This window comes from Burkholderia sp. Leaf177 (genome assembly GCF_001424345.1).
Taxonomy (GTDB): domain Bacteria; phylum Pseudomonadota; class Gammaproteobacteria; order Burkholderiales; family Burkholderiaceae; genus Caballeronia.
Genome location: NZ_LMPF01000025.1, coordinates 370,631 through 392,143, shown reverse-complemented (window position 1 = coordinate 392,143; position 21,513 = coordinate 370,631). Strand labels below are relative to the sequence as shown.

General features: G+C 60.9%; 15 protein-coding genes. 9 read left to right on the top strand and 6 right to left on the bottom strand.

Going from position 1 to position 21,513, the window contains the following annotated elements; translation table 11 throughout:
- Positions 1 to 311 precede the first annotated feature (311 nt).
- A complete protein-coding gene (locus ASG35_RS28380) occupies positions 312 to 749 on the top strand; it encodes a hypothetical protein (protein WP_156393411.1) in 438 nt (145 codons plus the stop codon).
- 224 nt (positions 750 to 973) lie between these two features.
- Entirely contained in the window at positions 974 to 2,800 is a 1,827-nt protein-coding gene (locus tag ASG35_RS28375; protein WP_056365605.1) for an FUSC family protein, read from the top strand.
- Between the two features lie 20 nt (positions 2,801 to 2,820).
- Here the strand turns inward: ASG35_RS28375 and ASG35_RS28370 are convergent, their stop codons facing one another.
- The 4 genes from ASG35_RS28370 to ASG35_RS28355 form a co-directional block, all read right to left on the bottom strand.
- On the bottom strand, positions 2,821 to 3,738 hold the full coding sequence (locus ASG35_RS28370; protein WP_082508652.1) for an aldo/keto reductase: 918 nt from the start codon (positions 3,736 to 3,738) through the stop codon (positions 2,821 to 2,823).
- Positions 3,739 to 3,742: 4 nt separating this feature from the next.
- The gene (locus ASG35_RS28365) at positions 3,743 to 6,664 is read right to left on the bottom strand and encodes a sensor domain-containing phosphodiesterase (RefSeq protein ID WP_056365602.1); all 2,922 of its coding nucleotides are present in this window, start codon (positions 6,662 to 6,664) and stop codon (positions 3,743 to 3,745) included.
- A gap of 356 nt (positions 6,665 to 7,020) precedes the next feature.
- On the bottom strand, positions 7,021 to 8,247 hold the full coding sequence (locus ASG35_RS28360; RefSeq protein WP_056365599.1) for an MFS transporter: 1,227 nt from the start codon (positions 8,245 to 8,247) through the stop codon (positions 7,021 to 7,023).
- Between the two features lie 120 nt (positions 8,248 to 8,367).
- Positions 8,368 to 9,372: a GlxA family transcriptional regulator gene (locus ASG35_RS28355; RefSeq protein WP_200945792.1), complete on the bottom strand. Its 1,005-nt coding sequence runs from the start codon at positions 9,370 to 9,372 to the stop codon at positions 8,368 to 8,370.
- A 133-nt stretch (positions 9,373 to 9,505) separates the two neighbouring features.
- On the opposite strand from ASG35_RS28355, the gene ASG35_RS28350 reads away from it, so the two are divergent.
- From ASG35_RS28350 to ASG35_RS28340, 3 genes are all read left to right on the top strand, one after another.
- Positions 9,506 to 10,189: a DJ-1/PfpI family protein gene (locus tag ASG35_RS28350; protein WP_056365597.1), complete on the top strand. Its 684-nt coding sequence runs from the start codon at positions 9,506 to 9,508 to the stop codon at positions 10,187 to 10,189.
- Between the two features lie 74 nt (positions 10,190 to 10,263).
- On the top strand, positions 10,264 to 10,548 hold the full coding sequence (locus ASG35_RS28345; protein WP_268761143.1) for a DUF4148 domain-containing protein: 285 nt from the start codon (positions 10,264 to 10,266) through the stop codon (positions 10,546 to 10,548).
- A gap of 106 nt (positions 10,549 to 10,654) precedes the next feature.
- On the top strand, positions 10,655 to 11,722 hold the full coding sequence (locus tag ASG35_RS28340; protein WP_056365588.1) for a hypothetical protein: 1,068 nt from the start codon (positions 10,655 to 10,657) through the stop codon (positions 11,720 to 11,722).
- Between the two features lie 15 nt (positions 11,723 to 11,737).
- Here ASG35_RS28340 and ASG35_RS28335 read toward each other — a convergent pair whose 3' ends face one another.
- A complete protein-coding gene (locus tag ASG35_RS28335; RefSeq protein ID WP_056365581.1) occupies positions 11,738 to 13,666 on the bottom strand; it encodes a hypothetical protein in 1,929 nt (642 codons plus the stop codon).
- 356 nt (positions 13,667 to 14,022) lie between these two features.
- Positions 14,023 to 16,731 carry a TonB-dependent receptor plug domain-containing protein gene (locus ASG35_RS28330; protein ID WP_056365580.1) on the bottom strand — a complete coding sequence of 903 codons (2,709 nt, stop codon included), beginning with the start codon at positions 16,729 to 16,731 and terminating at the stop codon, positions 14,023 to 14,025.
- 1,018 nt (positions 16,732 to 17,749) lie between these two features.
- On the opposite strand from ASG35_RS28330, the gene ASG35_RS28320 reads away from it, so the two are divergent.
- From ASG35_RS28320 to ASG35_RS28305, 4 genes are all read left to right on the top strand, one after another.
- Complete coding sequence (locus tag ASG35_RS28320; protein WP_056365575.1) at positions 17,750 to 18,403, top strand: MotA/TolQ/ExbB proton channel family protein; 654 nt, start codon at positions 17,750 to 17,752, stop codon at positions 18,401 to 18,403.
- Between the two features lie 90 nt (positions 18,404 to 18,493).
- Positions 18,494 to 18,916, top strand: a complete 423-nt coding sequence (locus ASG35_RS28315; protein ID WP_056365572.1) for an ExbD/TolR family protein — start codon at positions 18,494 to 18,496, stop codon at positions 18,914 to 18,916.
- Positions 18,913 to 19,695, top strand: coding sequence for an energy transducer TonB (locus ASG35_RS28310; RefSeq protein ID WP_056365569.1), 783 nt, complete (start codon positions 18,913 to 18,915; stop codon positions 19,693 to 19,695). Before ASG35_RS28315 ends, ASG35_RS28310 begins: the two co-directional genes overlap by 4 nt.
- 156 nt (positions 19,696 to 19,851) lie before the next feature.
- Positions 19,852 to 21,504, top strand: coding sequence for a peptide ABC transporter substrate-binding protein (locus tag ASG35_RS28305; protein WP_056365566.1), 1,653 nt, complete (start codon positions 19,852 to 19,854; stop codon positions 21,502 to 21,504).
- Positions 21,505 to 21,513: the final 9 nt, after the last annotated feature.

Sequence of the window (21,513 nt, the reverse complement as noted above, 5' to 3'; positions counted from 1 at the left end):
CAACGCGTTTCGGAAACGATAAATCATGCCGCAGACCGACGCGCTTGGCCATCGGTTGGAGCCGTGGCTCGTGTGCAAATCGATGCCATTTTGCCTCGGTATTCAGATATGAAGAATTCGTTAAAGCTTCTCCCTTACATGCCGTAAAGGCGTTGTCGGCGGTAGCTTGCAAGCGCCGCTGCGAGTTCGCACCGGGGGCCGCAAATAAGGCCGAACGCGGACTGACCATAAAACAATATCGCGGTCCGGCCACTTTGATACGTGCTTTCGCAGCGCGTGTTCGCGGCCACGCAGAGAGCACGGAGAAGATGATGGCAACCGATACGGCGCAGCAAGTCTTGCATCTCGGCGACTATGCAAGGCGGCTCGGCACCGCACGCGACCGGAGCTACGCATTGGCACGCGAGGTAGAGCGCTCGCGAGGCATCCTCGATCTCATGGCGCATGATCCGGCATTCGACCCGGCGCTGTGCGAGTGCGCAACGCAGGCGCTCGAGTTGTTGTGCGAAAACCTGGTGCGTTTATGCGCGCTGACCGACGAAGCGTCGGCAAATGCGGAAGCGCTCGCGAGTTTGCCGCTCAAATATTTTTCGAGCGAAAGCGGCACTGCTGGCGAGCTGGACGCGGCGGTTGCCTCGCTTGCCGAGGCGACATCGACGGCTGAGGAAGAACTCGTCGATCTCGCGCAGGTGGTATCGGAGGCTTGCGAGGCCGTCGATGAAATGCGTCGACCGGAACAAATCGGGTAAACCCTGGAGCACGGATTTTTGACGCGATAGTATTCGGGTATACGCGAAGCGTGCAACGTTTCGTACGCGTTCTTTGGCAAGACGTTCACTCGGTGATCCCGGCTGAATTTTTTGCCCGACGCAAACAGGAGGGTTCGCCGCATTTCTTCTGATCGATATGCAGTGAACTCGTCGTATCGGAAGCGGCCACAAGCCGTAGCCGGCACTTGCCCCGGGTATTACACATGTCCATTGCCACCATCGCGCAGATTTTTCATCGCGCGCAACGTCATCGGCCTGCCGCCCGCGCGGCCCATGCGTTCAATACACCCGTTCCGTCGTCCCGCTTGCTGTCTCTGCTTCTCGGATCCGATCCCGGCTTGTTGCGTTTTCATACCGCGTTACGAAGCGCGCTTGCGTGCTTGCTGACCGGGATCGTGACGATTAGCTGGACCGTAGCCACGCATCAACCGCCGACACTCGCCGCATTTGCGTTATTGCTCGCGATGATCGCGCCGCTGTTTCTTCGCGATGCAGGATGGCGCGGCTGGTTGAAATCTCTCGCTGCAATCTACGGCGCCGGCTGTGTGAGTTTCGTAGTCGCAAGTGCGCTTGCTGCGTGGCCGCTCGCCGCCGATGCCGCGTTTCTCGCGGTGCTCTTCACAGGCATGCTGGTGCAGGCATGTGGACCGCGTGCGCTCGGCAGTGCAATGACCGCTGTGGTCGCGTTTTACCTCGGGCTGTATCTGCATCCGGGTTTTTCCCATGTGTGCACGACGCTGGGTTTATCGATGGCAGGCGTTGGCATTGTGGTGTTCACTGGACGCGTACTTGTGCCCACCCGAGCGCGCGCTACGTTGGAACGCGCGCTCAGTACCGTTGCGCAGCGCGCCGCGCTTGTACTCGCCGATCGTCGCGCGGACGAAGCGCAAGCGATCGCACATTTATCGTCGCTGAACGAAGCGGCGCTGGCGGTTGAAGAGCAACTCGATCTGCTCGACTTCTCTGGCGCGCCGCGACTACGCGCGAGATTGATCGATGTGGAAGTCGCCGCGTCCATGCATGCAGGCGAACGTGCGGAAGGCGCGCTCACCGATCAAACCGGCGAGCGCTTGCGGATCGCCTTGAGACGTCTCGCACGCGCGGGCCGCGATGCAGGGAGCGCGGCCAAACGCGCCAACGCAGCCAGGACGTCCGTGGTTTCCTGGCGCGGGCTTCTTTCCTGGCTGCCTGCAAGCAGGGCAACGACAGCCGCGCTGATCGCCATGATGATCGGGCATTCGGTATCGCCGGAACGCTGGTTTTGGGCAGTCATTACCACGTTCGTGGTGTTCCTCGGTACACGTTCACGCGGCGACACGATCCGCAAGACGGGCGAACGTGTCCTCGGCACATTGGCCGGTGTTGCAGTCGGCGCAATGCTCGTGGCAACGCTTCACGGCATGCCGGTCTTGATCGTCATCGCGATGATCGTATGCGTTTCTGGATGGGCCTATTTCATCCTGACTTCTTACGCGCAAGGTGTATTTTTTATCACCGTGCTCGTCGGGCTTATCTACGGCGAACTGGGCTTCGCGATTGGACCGCTCGTCGAGATGCGTGTGGAAGAGGTGTTCGTGGGCTGCGTGGTGTCGGTCGCGGTCGCTGTGTTGATGATGCCGCTGCGCACATCGCATCACATTGAAACCAAAGTGCAAGGCGTGCTCGCCGCACTCGACGAGATCAGGCGCCTGAGCGAGACATCATTCGATGCGCACGCAAGCATTGCATCCATGCGTATGCTCGACCGTCGCTGGCACGAGTTGCAGGTTGCGCTAAGGCCCTTACGCACGCAGCGTGTGTTTGCGTGGAATACGCAAATGGAGCTCGCTATTGGACCGCTCTTTGCGTGCGTGCAGACAGCAAGGGAACTGACTGGAATGACGGCGCGCGGGGCCAATCAAACCCATGCCTTCAGTGAAGCTCGCGTCCGTCTGACAGGTGCAATATCATTGTTCGCGTTGCGCTCGGGGCGTGCCGTGGCGTCTTCGATGAATCATGAGAGTGGAGCGCGTGCGGTTTCAGTCGTGTGAGCTGCCGCAGCCGCACCGCGTCAACTCACCGCCGCTGCAATTTGCTTTCTCATCGATTCATCCGGATAACTACCGAATCCCGCGCGCACGTTGTCGCGCATGTATTCGGGCCGGCCGGTTCCGGGAATGACGCATGTCACCGCTGGATGCGACAGCACGAATTTGAGCAACAGCTGCGCCCAGGTCGTGCATCCAATGTCCTTGCTCCATTCGGGCACGGGTTTGTCTTTCAGCCGGCCAAGCAAACCGCCGCCACCAAAAGGCTGGTTCACGATCACGCCAATGCCTCGTTCCTTCGCCAAAGGCAACAAGGTCTCTTCGGCGACGCGGTCATCGGCGGCGTAGTTGATCTGCACGAAATCGATTTTCTCCGAACGCATGACGGCTTCCACTTCGCCAAATGCGCTCGACGTGTAATGCGTCACGCCGATATACCGGATCCGTCCACGCGCTTTCCAGTCACGCAAGGTGGCGAGCTGCGTCTGCCAGTCCAGCAGATTGTGGATCTGCATCAGGTCGATGCGCGGCTGTTGCCAGAGGCGCAGCGAGTTCTCCATCTGCGCAATGCCGGCATCGCGTCCACTCGTCCAGACCTTGGTTGCCACGAACGCGCGCTTGTGCGCGTTCATGCGCGTCAGCACCGAACCGGCGACCGCTTCCGACGATCCATACATCGGCGATGAATCGATGACCGAGCCGCCGTTATCGAAGAGAATTTGCAGCACGTCGGCGAGCCGTGCCTGAGCGGCGGCGTCGTTGCCAACGTCGAAGGTTCGCCATGTGCCGCAGCCGACCACGGGCAGCATTTCTCCCGTCGATGGAATCGCGCGTTTGTTCATGGAAGGTGCCTGCGCGAAGGCCTCGCGGGCCGCGAAGGGCAGCAATGCGCCGCTCGCGGCGAGCAACAATAACTGTCGGCGCAGGGCATCGACTTGCATGCGCTCAGGGCTCCTGCGCCAGCACCTGCAAACGGGGCAGGAGCGTGGTGAGCAAGAGGTCTTCCAGCGGCATTGGGCGCGCGAAGTAATAACCCTGCGCCTGGGCCGCGCCCATTTCACACAGCACGGCAAGCGTCGCGGCATCTTCCACGCCTTCGGCCACCACCGTTAGGTCGAGCGATTCCGCCATGCGCACGATGGCCCGCACTATCGCGCGGCTGCGCGGGCTCGTGGTCAGTTCGAAGATAAACGAGCGGTCGATCTTCAAGCCGCTGAACCGGTATTGATGCACATAACTCAGCGATGAAAAACCCGCGCCGAAGTCATCGAGCACGACCGACATGCCGTGATCGGCCAGACGCTGCATCGTCCGCCTTGCAAGGTCAGGTTCGGCGACGAGCGCGCCTTCCGTGAGTTCCAGGCAGATGCGCGAGGGCGAGACGGCGTAGCGCGAGAGCAGGGCGAGGACATCGTCGGCAAATTCGGCGCGCGTCATGCTGTAGCTCGAACAGTTCACATGGACCGGCGGCCAGTCCGCATGTTCGGGTTGCGCGAGAATGATCGCCACGCGCGTGAGCATGTACAAATCGAGCCGCCCGATCAGGCGCAGCCCTTCGACGGCCGGCAGGAACTCGCCGGGCGGGATCACGCTGCCGTCGGGCTGACGCCATCGAATCAATGCTTCGAGCGCGACCAGTTGCCCCGAGTTTGCGCAGACGATAGGCTGGAAATACGGCACGAGTTCGTCGTCGCGCTTGAGTGCATTGCGCAGCGCCCCTTCGCGTTCGACCTGGTCCGATACCTCGCGCCGAAGCTCATGGTTGAACACCACGAAGCTGTCACGTCCGCCATTTTTTACGCGATACATGGCGGTATCGGCGTCGCGAAGAAGGTCGGCCGGTTCCTTATGAAATTGCTCGTCGGGACTCACAATGCCAATGCTGCACGATGAAAACACCCGGTGTTCATCGATATGAAACGGCAGGTCGAACGCGGCCAAAATCCTTTCGGCAATGTCCACGGCGGTTTCAAGCGACGCACCCGGCGACAGCACCGCGAACTCATCGCCCCCCAGACGTGCAAGCAGGTCGGTGTCCCGCAAACAGCCGCGCAGACGACTCGCCGCCTGCACCAGCAGCATGTCGCCGAAATGATGGCCGAGGCTGTCGTTCACGACCTTGAAGCGGTCCAGGTCGATGAACATTACCGCCAGTTGTTCGCCGTCGCGATGATGATCGCGCCACGCTTGCTGCAGCCGTTGCAGCATGTGGCTGCGGTTCGGGAGGCCGGTCAGCGCATCGTGCGAATTCTCGTGTTGCAGGCGCGCGTTTGCGTCGTCGAGTTCGCGCGTGCGATTCTGCACGCGTTGCTCGAGTTCGAGGTTCGCCGCGTGCAAGGCCTCGGCGGCGCTGCGCCGTGACAGCGCGGTATCGATATGACGCGATACGAAGGTCAGCAATTCCTGATCGCGCTTCGAGTAACGCACGCGCGACGAATAGCTTTGCACGGCGAGCACGCCACGCACTTCGTCGCCGTCGAACAACGGAATGCCGAGCCACGAACGCATCTTGATGCTTTCGCTCGCGCCTTCTATCTCGCCCGTTTCCACCAGCCGCGTCGCTTCCGCGAGATCGACCAGGCACGGACGGCGTTCGCGAATCACGTACTCGGTGAGGCCGCGCCGGCCGCGTCGCGGAACCGGGGACGCGTTCACGAGTTCATCGACGTAATAGGGGAACGACACGTTCTCCGAAGCAATATCGACGAGCGCCACGTAGAAATTTCGCGCGTACAGCAACTCGCCGACAATGCCGTGCAGGCTGCGGAAAAACTCCACCATGTCGCCGTGCCGGCTCGACAATTCGGCGATCTGGAACAGCGCGCCTTGCAAATGCTCGGCGCGTTTTCGTTCTGCGATTTCAAGCCGCAGCGCGCGATTCACTTCCGACAATTCGGCGGTCCGGCGCGACACCGTTTCCTCCAGATCCGCCCGATGCAAGATGCGGTCGAGCGCCATTGCCACGTGCCGCGCGACGACCAAAAATAGCGCGCGATCCTCGACGCTATACACCCGCGCGACGTCGTAGACCTGCATTGCAATCATGCCGAACACTTCGTCGGACGCGTTTTTCAGCGGCGCGCCCATCCAGAATTCCGGGCGGTCGCCAACGCAAAAGAAACGGCCTTCGGCTTCCGCGGCGGCGATTCCGGTGGCATCGATCAATAGCGGCTGTCCAGTCGTCAGCACCTGACCTGTCAGCGACAGGCACGATAAATCCAGCGTGTCGTAAGCGGCCGGATCGAGCGCGCACGTGTCGATCACATCCACATAATAGGGATAGGTTATTTCGTTGTTCGACGGATCGTAGAGCGCGAGATAGAAGTTTTCCGCGTCGATCAGCGTGGCAAGTTGCCGATGCACGCCGAGCAGGAAGTCGAAACGATCGCGCACGGAACTCGCGAGATAAGCGATCTCGTAGAGCACGCGCTGCGTGGTTTGCGCACGCGCGAGGGCATCGGTTTGCAACGCTTCGCCGAGGCTTCGGGCGAGGTCGGCAAGCGTGCGGTTCGCCGCTTCGGCCGCGGGCGCGAGCAACCATCCGAGAATGTTTTCGCCGCTGCCGGTCGGCCAGAGACACAGCCGATGCGTCGTGCAATAAGCATGGAATTCATCGACGGAGAGGACGGCGGGCCAGGTATCGTCGAGCGAACCCTGCGCCGCGAGATGCAGTCCCGCGCCGGGCTGATACCACGCCCAGCAGGCGGTATCGGCGAGGGTGGCGGCATTGCGCAACAGCGAATCGATGCAGGTATCCGCATCCGCGCGCCAGGGCGCATCGGACGCCGGACGTGCGAAAGCCGCGACAGACTCATCGTGACTTTGATCCGCCACGTGCGTGGCCGGGTTTCCGGAATAGACGTTCATCGGCGCTCCGAGCCGACGGCGAATGCGGCTCTTGACTCACTTTTGTTCGATGTCGGCGTTCACAACAGGCGCGGCGGGTGTCTCTCACAGCCCTTTTATTGGCCAGCCCTATTTGTAATAACGGCAAATGCGGCTTCCGGCTTGAGGGATTCCATTCGGAATCGTCGCCGGATTATTATTCGCGTGGCGATCCGGCGATCCGGCGATCCGGCGATCCGGCGATCCGGCGATCCGGCGATCCGGAGTACCGGCGCTCCGGCGATCCGGCGATCCGGAGTACCGGCGATCCGGCTAGCGTAGAAAGCCGCATTATGCGACGTGCAAAAGGAGTTGGATACGGCTCTGATTTATTCCGCTTATGCGCGAGCCGTGCGCAGGCCGGCCAGCAAAGAGCGCCGCTCGACCGCAACGGAAACGCCCAGCAGCACGATGCCACCGCAAGCGAGGACGGCGCCCGTCCAGCCAGTCGCTTCGAGGCCGTAACCGAGCGCGACCACCACGCCGCCGGCCCACGCGCCCAGTGCGTTCGCAATGTTGAAGGCCGAATGGTTGAGCGCTGCCGCCACGGTCTGCGCGTCGCCGGCTACGTCCATCAGGCGCGTCTGCACGGCGGGGACGACTGCAATGCCGAGTCCCATCGCGAAGAGATTGAGCGTCGCGGTCCATTCGTTAGCCGATGAATACGCAAACGCCGCCAGCGCCGCCGCGTTCCAGATCAGCATGCCGAAGATGGTCCAGAGGCGGGATTTATCGGCGAGAACACCGCCAAACAGGCTGCCCGCCGTCATGCCGACACCGAGCGCGCCGAGCAGCAACGGCACTCGCCATGGCGCGACGTGGGTCACGTTCAGCAGCGTAGGCGTGATGTAGGTGTAGACCGCGAACAGACCGCCGAAACCGACCGCGATCACCGAAAGCGTCAGCCAGACCTGCGCGCGGCGGAACACGCCGAGTTCGCGCCGGGGCGTGGCGCCGCCCGCGTGAATGGGCGGCAGGAAAATGCGCACGCCGATCATCGTGAGGATGCCGAGCGTGCCGACGAGCAGGAAATCCGCGCGCCAGCCGAGCCATTGTCCGAGCCACGTTGCGAGCGGCACGCCGAAAATATTCGCGATGGTCAAACCCAGCATCACGCGTCCGACCGCCCGCGCACGCCGGTCGGGCGGCACCAGCGACGCCGCCGTCAACGCGGCCACGCCGAAATACGCACCGTGCGGCACGCCTGAGATAAAGCGCGCGATCAGCAGCAGCGTGTAATTGGGTGCGAGCGCGCTCAGCAGGTTGCCGAACGCGAACATCAGCATCAAACCGATCAGCATGGCGCGGCGCGGGATCTTCGCAAAGAAGATGGTGATCAGCGGCGCGCCGATCACGACCCCGAGCGCGTAGGCGCTGATGATATGGCCCATGGTGGGCAGCGACGTGTCCAGACCGTGCGCGATGATCGGCAGGATGGTCATGGAAGCGAATTCGCCTGTGCCGATCGCCAGTCCGCCTACGGCAAGCGCGACCTCGGCCGGGCCGGCGCCATAAGGAGCGACGACGCGCCCGAGAGGATCGTTGGGGATATCGATAATGGACATAAGGCGGGAAATGTGGATATGCCGTGCGCAATGCAGCATTATCCCGAAAATTTCCGCCTTTGACATGGCGCAAGGCCCAAAATATTTAGCCCGAGCGATTTGCTGCGCCGCCGCGTTGCGTCACGACTGCGTCCCTATATCCGCTTCTTGGTTCGAGGCCGAAAATCGTTCGCGATACGCTTGCGGCGAAACGCCTGTCGCGCGCAAAAAACTTCGCCGCATGGTTTCCTCCGATCCAAACCCGCAGCGTGCCGCCACGCGCTTGATGGGAAACGCGGTGTCGCCGAGCAGCCGCCTTGCCGCTTCCAGCCGCAACCGGTCGATTGCACGCGCGGGCGTGATGCCGGTTTGCGCCCGATAGTGCCGCACGAAGCTGCGCTCGCTCATGCCGGCGCGTTCGGCGAGCATCGCGATCGATAAATCCGCGGCCATGTTTTCGGCAATCCACGCGTGCAAATCCGCAAAACGATCGCCTGCTTTTTGCAGCGATAACGTCGCGCTGAATTGCGCCTGGCCGCCGGGACGTTTCAGGAAAACCACGAGTTCGCGGGCGACATCGAGTGCGAGCGCGCGGCCGAGATCGTCTTCCACGAGCGCAAGCGCGAGGTCGATACCGGCCGTTACGCCCGCCGAAGTCCATACCGCGCCGTCGCGGATGAAAATGGGCGCGGGGTCTACGCGCACATCCGGGAAGCGGTCGCCGAGCAGATCGCAATGCGCCCAGTGCGTGACGGCGCGGCGTTTGTCGAGCAGACCAGCGGCGGCGAGCAGAAATGCGCCCGTACATACCGATGCCACCCGTCGTGCTCGCGGCGCGCGTTCCCTGACCCACGCGACCTGCGCTGCGTCCTTCGAGGCCGCGTGCACGCCTCTGCCGCCCGCGATGATCAACGTATCCGTGATTTCGCGCTCCGTCGGCAAGGGATGCGCGAACAATCCGAGGCCGGCGGTGCTTTGGACCTCGCCGGAGATCGCCGCGAAGACCCGTGGCTCGTAAGGCGCGTCGAGCCCCGCCGCGATCGACAGTTCGTTCGCCGATGCAAAAACCTGCAGCGGACCGGAGACGTCGAGCAACTGGACATCGGGGAAAGCAAAAATATGAATACGGCGAGGCGCGTGGATCATGTTCGGACTTGCTTTGATCGAAAATAAAATATTGGCGTGAAACGAGGGTCAATCGACAATCTCGCCAAAGACTAACGGCGTATCTTCAAGTCGTCCAGTTCCAGTTATCTACCTTCCGTGAGGCGATTTATCAATGACTCTGCATATTGGTTTCCTCGTTTTCCCCGGCGTCCAGCAACTCGATCTGACCGGTCCCCACGACGTCTTCGCGTCCGTCGCCGGCGCAAAGGTCTATCTCGTCAACAGCACGCTCGAACCCGTCAAGTCGAGTAGCGGTTTGTCGCTGACACCGTCCATCACCTATGACGACTGCCCGCAGCTCGACGTGCTGTGCGTTCCGGGCGGCATCGGCGTGGGTGAATTGATGGAGGACGAACTTGCGCTGAGTTTCATCAAGAAGCAGGCGGCGAGCGCACGCTTCGTGACGTCGGTTTGCACGGGCGCGCTGGTGCTCGGTGCAGCAGGTCTGCTACGCGGCCGTCGCGCGACGACGCATTGGGCGGCTCATCATCTGCTGGATCAGTTCGGCGCAATTCCCGTCAAAGCGCGCGTGGTGCAGGACGGCAACCTCATGACCGGAGGAGGCGTGACGGCGGGCATCGATTTTGCGCTGACGCTGCTGACTGATTTGATTGGCGAAACCGAGGCGCAAGCCATCCAGCTTCAACTAGAATATGCGCCCGCGCCGCCCTTCGATTCAGGCACGCCCGATACCGCGCCAAAGGCCGTAACCGACCTCGTGTGGAATCGTAGCGAAGCAGGGCGTGCGGTTCGCACGGAGATAGTCAAACGCGCCGCCGCACGATTGAATCCATGACGAGCTCGCCAGTCGGCCGGGCATGCGCGATGCGTAACGGCATTTATCGATATAACAACAGCCCGGAGGTCAGCATGTCGAAATTTCACCTTGTACGCACCGTTTTTGTAGCCGCGACGATGGCATTCACATTCGCCCAGTCCGCTCAGGCGCAAACGGCGCAGCCGAATAATTCGCCGCCTACGCGGGCATCCGAGAAGGCCGATCTGAAGAACCTCGAAGCGCATGGCTATCGGCCTACGGCCAATGATCCCAACTATCCGAACGATATCCAGAATGCCGAAAAGGCGGCATACGGCTCCGGCGCAACGGGTGCGACAAGTCCGAATAAGGCTAAAACTCCTTCGACGCCGCAATAGCCTGCGCGAGATTTCCGCAGAGGAATGCGCGTCGGGGAACGGAAGTTGCAACGGCAGCGGTTCGCCGGGCGGCGCTGTGCTGCCCGCATTACCGTGGTCCCGCTGAATGCGAAGAAAAGCCCTCCTGTCCGCCATGTTGTGCGTCTGCATTACCGCCGGGGGCTGCTCCGCCATCGGTCCAAAACGGCTCAAGGCCGATCAGGTCGATTACGCGAGAGCGCTCGGTGAAGCCAAAAAGCGCGAGATACTCGCAGCGCTCGTCGGCATCCGATTCGCTGATTCGCCGGCGTTCCTGAGCGTAAGCCAGATCATCGCGGCTTATACCTTCGATGCCACCGCCGGTTCGACCTTCAGCGCCGGCGACACCACGCAGAACTTCGCCGCCGCGACCGGCAGCGTGTCCTACTCGAACCATCCCACGTTCACCTTCACGCCGACGACGGGCCAGGCCTTCGCGACGGCCTACATTCGTCCGCTCGCGCCTGGGCTGGTGCTCCCGCTCGCCGAGAGCGCGATTCCCATCGACCTGTTGTTGCGTATCACCGCGCAATCGATAGGCGGCTTGCAGAACGCGAACGCGATGGGCGGACCGAATGCAAATGGCAGCGTCGGTTTCTTCGAACTGATCCAAGCGTTCCGGCGGCTTCAACTTGCAGGCCAGTTGAACGTGGAAATGCGCGACGAGGACCACGCGAGCCGCGTGTACATCACGCTCGGCGCGACCACGAGCGGGGAGAATGCGGAGACATCGAAGGATCTGATGCTCGTGCGCCGGTTGCTGAAGTTGTCGCCGAAAACAAAAACGTACGAGGTGGTCTACGGACAATCCGCCTTGCGCGGCGAACGCATTCCAATGGTCACGCGTTCCGTGCTTGGCATTCTCACCGACCTCGGCGCGCAGGTCGATGTACCGGAAGATCTCGTGGCGCACGGGTCGACGAAACCGACCATCGGTTTGATCGGGGTGGAAACGCGGCCGACGATCGTGGTCCACGTCGGCGAGAAACCGCCGGAAGACGCGTATATCGATATTAAATACGGGCCGTCGCAATACTGGATCGACCGGCGGGATTTCGATTCGAAATACGCGTTCACCGTGGTGCAGATGCTGATGGCGCTTGCGGAGTCCAATCAGGACGCGAAGACGCCGATCGTGACGATTCCGGCGAATTAGCGTCTCCGTAGAACATCAATGTGCGTCGCCGCGGCCGGGTGGACGGATCGGTACGCCGCCGCCGAAGACACGTGTTTGCGACTCTTCCGGCTCGGGTGCTTTAACTGGCGGCGCGACGACAATCGGTTCGCGTGTTTCGGTGATAGGACGTGTTTCCCGTACGTCATGAATCACGTGCGATTCGTGCGTTGCGCGCACGGGTGGCGTGGCGAACAAATGCGGTGCGCTGGTGTTGTTCGATGGCGCTTGAGGCGCAATGTAGGCGCCCTGTTGCGGCGCGCTCGGCGTCGTGTTCACGGCACGTGGAACTGCAGAAACCGCGACCGCTTCGCGGATCGGCGCCGAATGCACGGGCGCGTGCGCTGCGTTGTTCGCGGCCTGGAGCGCGGCGGCATCGGCGGCTTTCTTCGCCTGCGCCGCCTTGAAATTGACTCGCTTGAGCAGAACGCGCGAATCGGGATAGCTGGTATCGATCGTTATCGCCTCTTTTGCGTAACGACGCGCGCAACGCCAGGACGAAGCGGCGTCGCAGGCGCGTGCGCGTTGCATGGCGGTATCGCGTGCGCTTTCACGTTGCGCCAGTTCTTCGCGAATTCGTTTGGCTTCGACATCGTTGGCAAGCGACGATGGAACCTCCGCGAGATTCTTGCGAGCGGCGCTCAGGTCGTTCGTAAGCAGCGCCAGGCGCGCGATGTACAGCGTCTCGCCGGGACTTCCGGCAGGCGGACGCTCGGCGGTCATGGCCGGCGAGATCGGCGCCATCGACATGCGCGGCAAGCCGTTTTCAGTCAGCGCGGAGGGCTCTGGAGCATGGCTCGCGATCGGGACATCGGCGGTAGCGGTCGGGTTGGGGACTGCTGCCGTAGTAGTCGTCACAACGGGCACGGGCGGCGCCATGACTGGCACTGATTGGGTCGCCACCGTGGTTTCGACGCGGGGCTTGGCTTGCTGGACGATTGCTGTCGGGGTGTTTGCCGTGTTCGTGTGTGCGGGAGGTGCAGCCTTCGCAACGGTCGCAGGTTTGCTTGCGATTGGCGCAGGGCTGGAAACATCGGGCGTCGCCTCGGCCTGAGCGGACGCTTCCGCCGGTGCCGGATGGATCGTCGATGCAGCCAGCGCCAACAGCGTGTTGTACGTGTTCGCGACTTTATCGTTGAATGCGCGGGCCTGCGTTTCCACCGATGCAAGCGCGTTGCTTGCCATGGCGGATGCAGACGCATAAGCCTCGGCGGCCTTTTCGGCGGTAGTGGGAGTCTCAGCCGATGCAACCGCTACAACCGGGGGCGCAACGGGCTTTGCAGCCACGACAACGGGCGGAGCGACGGCTGCGGGTTTATCGGCAGCGGCCTGCTTCACAACGTGCGGGACAAGAGGCTGGCTCGCCTGGTTTGACGTCACACTCACGGGCGGGGCTGTCTTCACAATCACTTGGGGCGCAGGCGCCACATCGCGCACGTTCGTGGAACTTGCAGCCGCAAGCACCGTCGCGCTGGCCGCAACGGCGACCTCTGCATTGTCCTCCGGCGCCATCGGAACAACCGGCGCAACCACCGCCCGGCGCATTGCGGGCTCCGGCAACGCCGCCAGCCGCTGCACGACCGGCGACCGCAACGCCGGTGCGTAAGCCAGCCCCAGCGCCATTGCCAGCATTCCGCCGCTTGCCAGATAAAACGCCACGCGTTTCAGCACGCGTTTTCTTTCACGCGCGATGTTCATCGCGGTATCGATTTCTTCCGGCACGCTCGGATACGGCACGAGCATGCGGCCAGGCATCAGCACCACGTTATTGCGGTAGTCGACCGTATTGGCTGCGCCCAGCACGCGTAATGCGCGCGACTGGTTCGTGCCGCAATGCGGACATTCGTCTTCGCCTTGAGTCAGCGCATTGCCGCAGCGATGGCACGCCGCGTACAGGACGGGCGCGCGAAAAGATAACAGGCTCATGCCGAAGCCCCCTGGGCAGATGTCTTGCCGGCTCCGTAACGATCAGGCGAGCCGGATTGTTCATATAAGAATAGTGCAATTAGTTCAGAAGTTAGTACCCGGGTATGTTTTCCAGGCCGCATTGATGCGCATCGGCGACACTTTCATGGGGCGGCATCACGGGCTATGTGGGCTAGCGCACATAGCGTGGCCGATAGTGATGCGCCACTGTCCGATAACAGCGAGTACTTCGGCATCCGAACCTTTATCTGCAAGAGCGCTGGAAGTGCCGATCCGTAAACGCACTGTCCGGGACACGAAAGACTTCCGTGTCCCGGACAGGTCCGGGCTGTGATACCCGCGAGCTTTAAAGCACCTTACTTGAACCGGTACGTCGCGCCGATCTGGAAGAAGCGGCCAACGTCCGTGTACAGCGACTGGTCGTAACCGGTCAGATCCGCACCCGAGGTCCATTCGGCATCGAACGGCGGTTTTTTATCGAACAGGTTGTTGATGCCTGCATAGATAGTCCAGTTCTTGAAGCCGCGATAGCTCGTGAACAGGTTGAACTGGCTATACGATGCCACCGACAAAGGCGTGTCTCCGTTGATATCCGCAATCGCGTTCGTGTACGGACCCGTGTACTGCCAGGTCAGCGTGGTGGTGAACTTGCGGTAATCCCAGGTCAGGTCCGTATTGCCTTTCCAGCGCGGATTCGATGCACCGAACGGCTGGTTCAACGCCAGGTTGTTGCCGGCGAAATCCGCCGTCGCCGCGCCCGGGCTGTGCAGCTTGAAGTGCCACACATAGGCCCAGTCGCCGGACAGCGTGAACGAACCCACTGGCGTTCCGACCGTCTTGCGCCAGTTGAAGTCGAAGCCGTCGGTATCGAGCGAACCCAGGTTGATGAACTGCGAGTTGATGTAGCGCAGCGTGCCGTCCGGGTTGCGAATCACCTGGGTCGGGTCGTTGGCTGCAAGCACCGCCACCGGATCCGGCGTGCCGATCACACCGTCGATGCGAACCTTGTAAAAGCCCGCGCCAACGTCGGTCGTTGCGTCCGGCGACAACTGGAAGCCGATGTTGTAGTTCTTCGTGTGCTCAGGCTGAAGGTTCGGGTTGCCGTTCGTGAACTCGGTCGTGAAGGCTTTGGTCGGGCCGCGCGGATCGTACGGGTCGGTCAGGTTCTGGTGACCGGTGTACGAAGCCTGCGAGTTTTCGACCAGCGTCGGCGCACGGAAACCGCGGCTGAACGAGGCGTAGGTGGTGAACGCCTGCACCGGCTGATAGCGCAACGCGAAGCTCGGCGAGAACGCGCCGCCGAAGTCGCTGTAATGGTCATAGCGGCCCGACTGCGTGAACGTCAATGCACGGATGATCGGAATCTCGACCTGGTAGAACACGGCCGCCACGTTGCGCGAGCCGTCCACCGTCTGGATCTGCGCCGGCGACACAATGCCCTCCGACGAATACGTGCGCGGGTTGATGATCGAGCTCTCATGACGGAACTCGGTGCCGAGGCCGAGCCCCACGTTGCCTGTAGGCAGCGTGAACAGGTTCGATGTCGAGGTTTTCGCGCTGACCGTATCGAGCTTCGTGATGGCTTGCTGGAAGTCGTCACGGAACACGCCGTCCAGACCGTTCGGCGTGGAGCCCGGATTCAGGAAGTTATACGAGCCGTTTTGCAGCACGTTCTGCCAGCCTGCTACGTCCAGCGAGTTGTAGAAGTGGCTGTCCACCGTGCTTTGCGAATGGCCTGCATCGACGGACCAGTCCCAGTCGCCCAGCTTCGGCGTGGTGAACGATCCCTTGATCCCGGTCGATGCCTTCCAGAACGTCGAGACGGTATCCACGCCCACGCCTGCTGTCGGGAACGTGTAGTTGATCGGAGTATCGACACCGAACGGGTTGAACGGATTGCCGCCCGGCACGGTGCGATTGAGCGGCGTGATGCTGTTGGTCTGCGGGTTGTACACGTTCGACAAGCTGCTCGCCGACTGCAGGCCGCCGTACTGCACGGTCTCGTCGCGGCTGCCCCAGAACTCGGCGTACGCCTGCATGTCGTCGTTGATCTGGAACGTGCCGCGAACCTTGGCGTTCAACCGCGTAGTCGACGGAACCAGCGAGTAGTCATGCGCCGTGTTGTAGGTACACGTGCTGCCGGCGGTGCGTCCCGTCGTGGTGTTCGGCGGGCAGGGGTTGAGCGGAACGTTGGTGCCGTCGGGCTGGGTCCAGAAGCTCTGCTGGTTGTTGCCGGCCGGCAAGTTGTTGCCGCCGAAGCGCGTGAAGTCCTGGCTGCTCGTCATGTCGCGGTCGGCGAGGGTCGAGCCCGAATCGCGAAACCAGCTCGCCGAACCCGTGACGTTGAAGCGGTCGGTCGCGAGATTGCCGAAGCCGCCGAGCACGCTGAAGCTGCCTTGTGCGTCGCCCGGATGTTGCGCCTTGCCGAGCTGGCTGTCGATCTGGAAGCCCTGGAAATTCTTCTTCGTGATGATGTTGACCACGCCTGCAATGGCGTCCGAACCGTATTGCGATACCGCGCCCGTCTTCACGATTTCGATCCGGTCGATGGTGTTCAGCGGGATCGTGTTGATGTCGAAAAAGGTGTCGGTGAAGTTCACCGCTTGTGCGTAGTTCGCCACGCGCTGGCCATCGACGAGCACCAGCGTGTATTTCTCGGAGAGGCCGCGCAACGCAATGCCGGCGCCGCCCGGAGCGGTGCTGTTCATTGTCGATTGCGACCAGCTGCTGGCGGAGTTCGCCGACACGCCGCGCAGGAAATCGGCGACGGTGGTGTAGCCGCTTTGTTCGATCTCCTTCGCTGTCACAGTCTGGACTTCTGTGTTGCCTACCTTGTCCGATGTGCGGATCAGCGAGCCCGTGACTTCCACTTTTTCAAGTTTGGTCGGAGCCGTGGACGTCGACGCAGCGGGTGTCGTGGCCGTTGTGGAAGTCGTACCCGACGCGCCGCCTGTGCCGCTCTGGTCGGCGGTCTGTGCGTGCGCCATCGGAATGAATGCAGCGCTCAGCACAAGTTCGGCGCCAATGATGCCCTTGATCGCCGTTACCAATCTCTTCTGTTTCACGTGCTCTCCCTCTTGTCAGTGAGCATATTTGATCGAACCAACCGGCCGGCTCGTGCGAGTTGCACGGACCGGTCATGCGATGTTTGTCGACGCTTTTTATTGCGGGGCGCGCTAAACGCGGGTTGCGTCGTTTGAACATCGTCAGTCAAGGCGCAATCTCAATCGTGTTGAAAGGCGCCGTTGATAAGCGGCTGCACCAAGAGCACGAGCTATGCCAATTTGCTAAAAGGAATAAACAGGAGAGCCGGATACGGCCATTTATTTCTGCAGTAAGAATTTGAAATGAATGCGTTTTATTTTTTATCGATGATTACTGTTTAGGAGTTAATGTTAAACAGTATTATGGAATCGGGATAACACCCTTTATTTTGATGCGCTGTTGTTTGTAAGGTGAGTTAGAGGATTTATTCTAGATATAGTGGTGCAATCCCTGCACCTTGAAAGGGAGCAAGCTGCATCACAATGTGCATTACGGTTTGAAAGCCGGGAAGAGGCGTTATCACGGCGTGTGTGCACAGTATAAACATAACCAATGCGTTTTTGTAATACCCCCGCGTAAAGTCTTTGCCATGGCGGGGTTGAGGCCGATCAAGAAGGTCAGGGTTTTGGAGCATCCCGAACTCGTCATAATCAAAAAGATGACCGGCGCATATATATTACTAATCGCTTTCATAAGCACCATCATAATCATATGGTGCACAAAGAATGGGTTTATTCTGGAAGAGACGCCGGTCTGCGGGATTCAAGCTTGATTCCAGTGGTTGGTATTGTCCGTGCGGCATCGAATAGAATCTAAGGCAACGAACCATGCATTGCTCTAAACCGAGAAATTCGCCGTAATATCAACGTGTCGCGCATGCTTCGAGCAGCGTTGGACAACTAGATGCTTATTTCTTGGCATAACCGTTGCTTATAGAGTCGCGCTTTTACGGGCGGCGTCCAAAACGAAGTCGGCCGCATAAAGAAATACTGTCATCCACAAAATGATTAGCGTCGTTTGTCCTAACCGGAGTCCGCAGTGCTGAATACCCTCATTAATTATTCGGTCCAGTCGATGGGCCTCATTCCTCTTCTCGGCGTCATTTTCCTGCTGGGCATGGCCGTGATCATCGAGCGTCTGGTGTTCTTCGCGAGAGCCGTGCGCGCGGGCAAGACCATCGAGCACGATCTGAAGCTTCTCAAGGCCAACCATCCGGAAGATGCCGCGAAGCTCGTGAAGCATTACGACTCGACCGTTCAGGCCGAACTCGTGAAGACCGCCATGAAGGTCAATGGCCGCGACGAAGCCGTGGTCGAGCGTGAAGTGGAAGAAGCGATCATGTTCCAGATGCCGCGCCTCGACCGCAACCTGTGGGTGCTCGATACCGCCGTGACGCTCGGACCGCTGCTCGGCCTGCTCGGCACGATCATCGGCATGGTGGAGTCGTTCAATGTACTGGGCGCAAGCGGCACCGCAAATCCCAACGGCGTGACTGGCGGCATTGGACATGCGCTGACGGCCACGGCTTGCGGCCTTGTCATCGCCATCATCTGCGTGATCTTTCTCAACTACTTCAACAAACGCATTCGCATGACGGTCAATCAGTTCGACCTGATCAAGTCGCTGCTGGTCTCGCGTTTCTCCGCGCCGGTTCGCCGCAACGCCGAAGTGCGCCCTGAAATCGCAGCATGAGTTGCAGCATGAGTTGCTGCAAAAACCGGCTCTCGCCGTTTGCCGCGCCTGCACCCATGCCGTTTGGAAATAGAAGAGAAGAGGTACGAGATGAGTAGAAATCACCGCAGTCATTATCTGGGCGCGGAAGAGAAGGCACGCATCGAGATCATCCCGATGATCGACATCATGATGTTCCTGCTGGTCTTCTTCATGCTCGCCACGCTGAAGATGATCCAGGGCGCGGGCATCAAGCTGGACCTGCCGCAATCCAGCACCGCTGAGGCGTTGCAGCAGACCATCAAGGTATCGATCGGCGTGACGAAGACCGACGAGCTTTACCTCGATGCCAAACCCATCACGCCTGACGAACTCACCACGCACCTCAAAGGTCTCGTGAGCGATTCGAAGAAGGTCGACGTCGCCATTTCCGGCGACGAGGGCACGAGCTACAAGAACATCATCCACGTGATGGACCTGGTGCGCGCGGCCGGCATCAGCTCCGTGGCACTGGCGACGAATCCGACTACATGACCGCTCCCGTACATCTGGTCAGCGCGCCTCGCGTGCCTCTGGACGGAGCGCTGTGGGCGTCGAAGGGAGCATCGAAGGACGGCAAGTTATCGATGAAAGTCGCGGTCGGCGCCGCGTTGCTCGTCGAGTTGTTGCTGATTGCCGGTCTCTCGCACGTGAACTTCACGCCCGACGCGCCGCCGCCTCCAAAAGAATTGCGCGTGCGCATGGCGCCTCCGCCGCCTCCGCCTCCGCCGCCGCCCGAGGTGAAGAAGCTCGAACCGCCGCCCGCGCCCACGCCGCAAAAGCCCGTGGCGAAGAAGGTCGAGCCGAAGCCGTTGCCTACGCCCAAACCGCCGCCGGCCAAACCATCGGCGGCGCCCAAGGAAGCGCAGATTCCGGCCGCGGCAAATCCGTCCGCCAATGCGCCGGCCGTGGCAACGACGCCGTCGAATTCGCCGCCCAGTCCGCCGGTGGCGGCAACAGGCGCAGCGCCGGTCGCGCCGCCTGCGCTGCCTGGCGTGGTCGACGGCCGTGGTCACTGCCAGTCCGTGCAGCCGCAGATTCCGCGCAAGGCGTTGCAGGACGGCATCTCAGCCGACGTGATCGCGCATCTGACGATCAACCCGGACGGCAGTGTGGGCGCGGTCAAAATCGTCAGGACTACACCGCCGACTTCGGTCTTCAACGAAGCCGTAACCACCGCCGCGAAGGCCTACAAGTGCGAGAAAAACGCCGAACCGTATGTTGGCGAGGTGACGTTCTCGTTCAAGACCGCCCCGAGCAGCGACGACGAATGACGCGCTTCATGCGTGTTCGCCGGTGCTGATCCACCACAACCTTGAACCAAACCTTCGGCATGTCTCGCTCAGTGTGTGAGACATGTCGAAGGCCGATGTAACCGCAAGTGGCCGTTGTCCATTTGCGGCAAGTAATGAATTCCGGGAGTTTCCTCGATGTTTTTCGCTTCGCTCGCTTCTTCGTCTGTTCGTTCTTCGCGCCGATCCTCCGCATTATTGGCCGCGTGTCTCGTAAGCGCCGCAATCCTCCCCGATCTCGCCAGCGCAGCCATCATTGCTCCGGGCACGCAACTCGCCGCGAAGCAGGAACTGGTGCGCAACAATGGCAGCGAAGTGGAGACGCTCGATCCGAACGTCGCCGAATCCGTGCCGGCGAACAATGTCACGCGTGATCTTTTCGAAGGCCTGACCGCCGTTCGTTCCGATGGCGAAACGGTACCTGGCGTCGCAGAAAAGTGGGAGATGAAAGACCCGACCACGTGGATCTTTCATCTGCGGAAGAACGCGAAGTGGTCCAATGGCGAACCTGTCACCGCAGCGGATTTTGTCTTCAGTTCCCAGCGGCTGGTCGATCCAAAAACGGCATCGCCGTATGCAAATACCTACGGCATGTTCCTGCTAAACGGCACGGAAATCGTCGCGGGCAAGAAGCCGGTTGCATCGCTCGGCGTGACGGCTATCGACGCGAATACGCTGCAAATCAAGACCCCTTACCCCGTGCCGTTCCTGCCCGACCTGATGACGAACACGAATTTCGGCCCCATCAACAAAGCTGCGATGGAGAAGAACGGCAAGGACTGGACCAAGCCCGGCAAGCTGGTCAGCAACGGCGCGTTCATGCTGAAAGACTGGCAAGTGAACAACCGGCTCGTGCTCGCGAAAAACCCGAATTACTGGAACGCGGGCTACGTGCAGCTCAACCAGGTGACGTACCTGCCTATCGAAGATGAAAACACCGACGTGAAGCAGTACGAGTCGGGCGGCAACGACTGGGTTTATCAATTGCCGTCGGGCACGTTCGCGCGCTACAAGCAGGAGTATCCGAACGAGATGCGCGCGGCACCCATGCTCGGATTGCGCTATTACTCGTTCAACAACAAGGACCCGTTGCTGAAGGATGTGCGGGTGCGCAAGGCTTTGTCGATGGTCATCGATCGCGACATTCTCGCCCAGCGCGTCACCGCCGATGGCCAGATTCCCGCGTATGGCGTGATTGTGAAAGGCGTGAAGGGCGCGGACGTGAGTGCCTACGACTGGGCCTCATGGCCCATGGCGAAGCGCGTGGAGGAGGCCAAAAAACTGCTGGCCGAAGCGGGTGTGAAGCCGGGCACCAAGCTGCAGTTCGCGATGAACACCAGCGAGTATCACAAGAAAATGGCGATCTTCGCGGCATCGGAATGGAAGAGCAAGCTCGGGCTCGACACCGACATTCAGGCAATGGAATTCAAGGTCTTGCTGAAAAAGCGCCATGACGGCGATTATCAGATTGCGCGCAACGGCTGGGTCGCCGATTACAACGACGCCAGCACCTTCCTCACGCTGGTTCAATGCGGCTCGGAACAGAACGACAACCAGGCCTGCAATCCAAAAGCCGATGCGCTGATGCATGAAGCATCCAACTCCACGGACCCGGCCACGCGCCTGAAACTGCAAACTGAAGCCGGCAAGGTTGCAATGGAAGACTACCCGATGCTGCCGCTTCTGCAATACACGCTCGTGCGTCTTGTGAAGAGCTACGTGGGCGGTTACTCCACGAAAAATCCGATGGACCACTACCGCAGCGAAGACCTGTACATCATCAAGCACTGAGCCCGATCC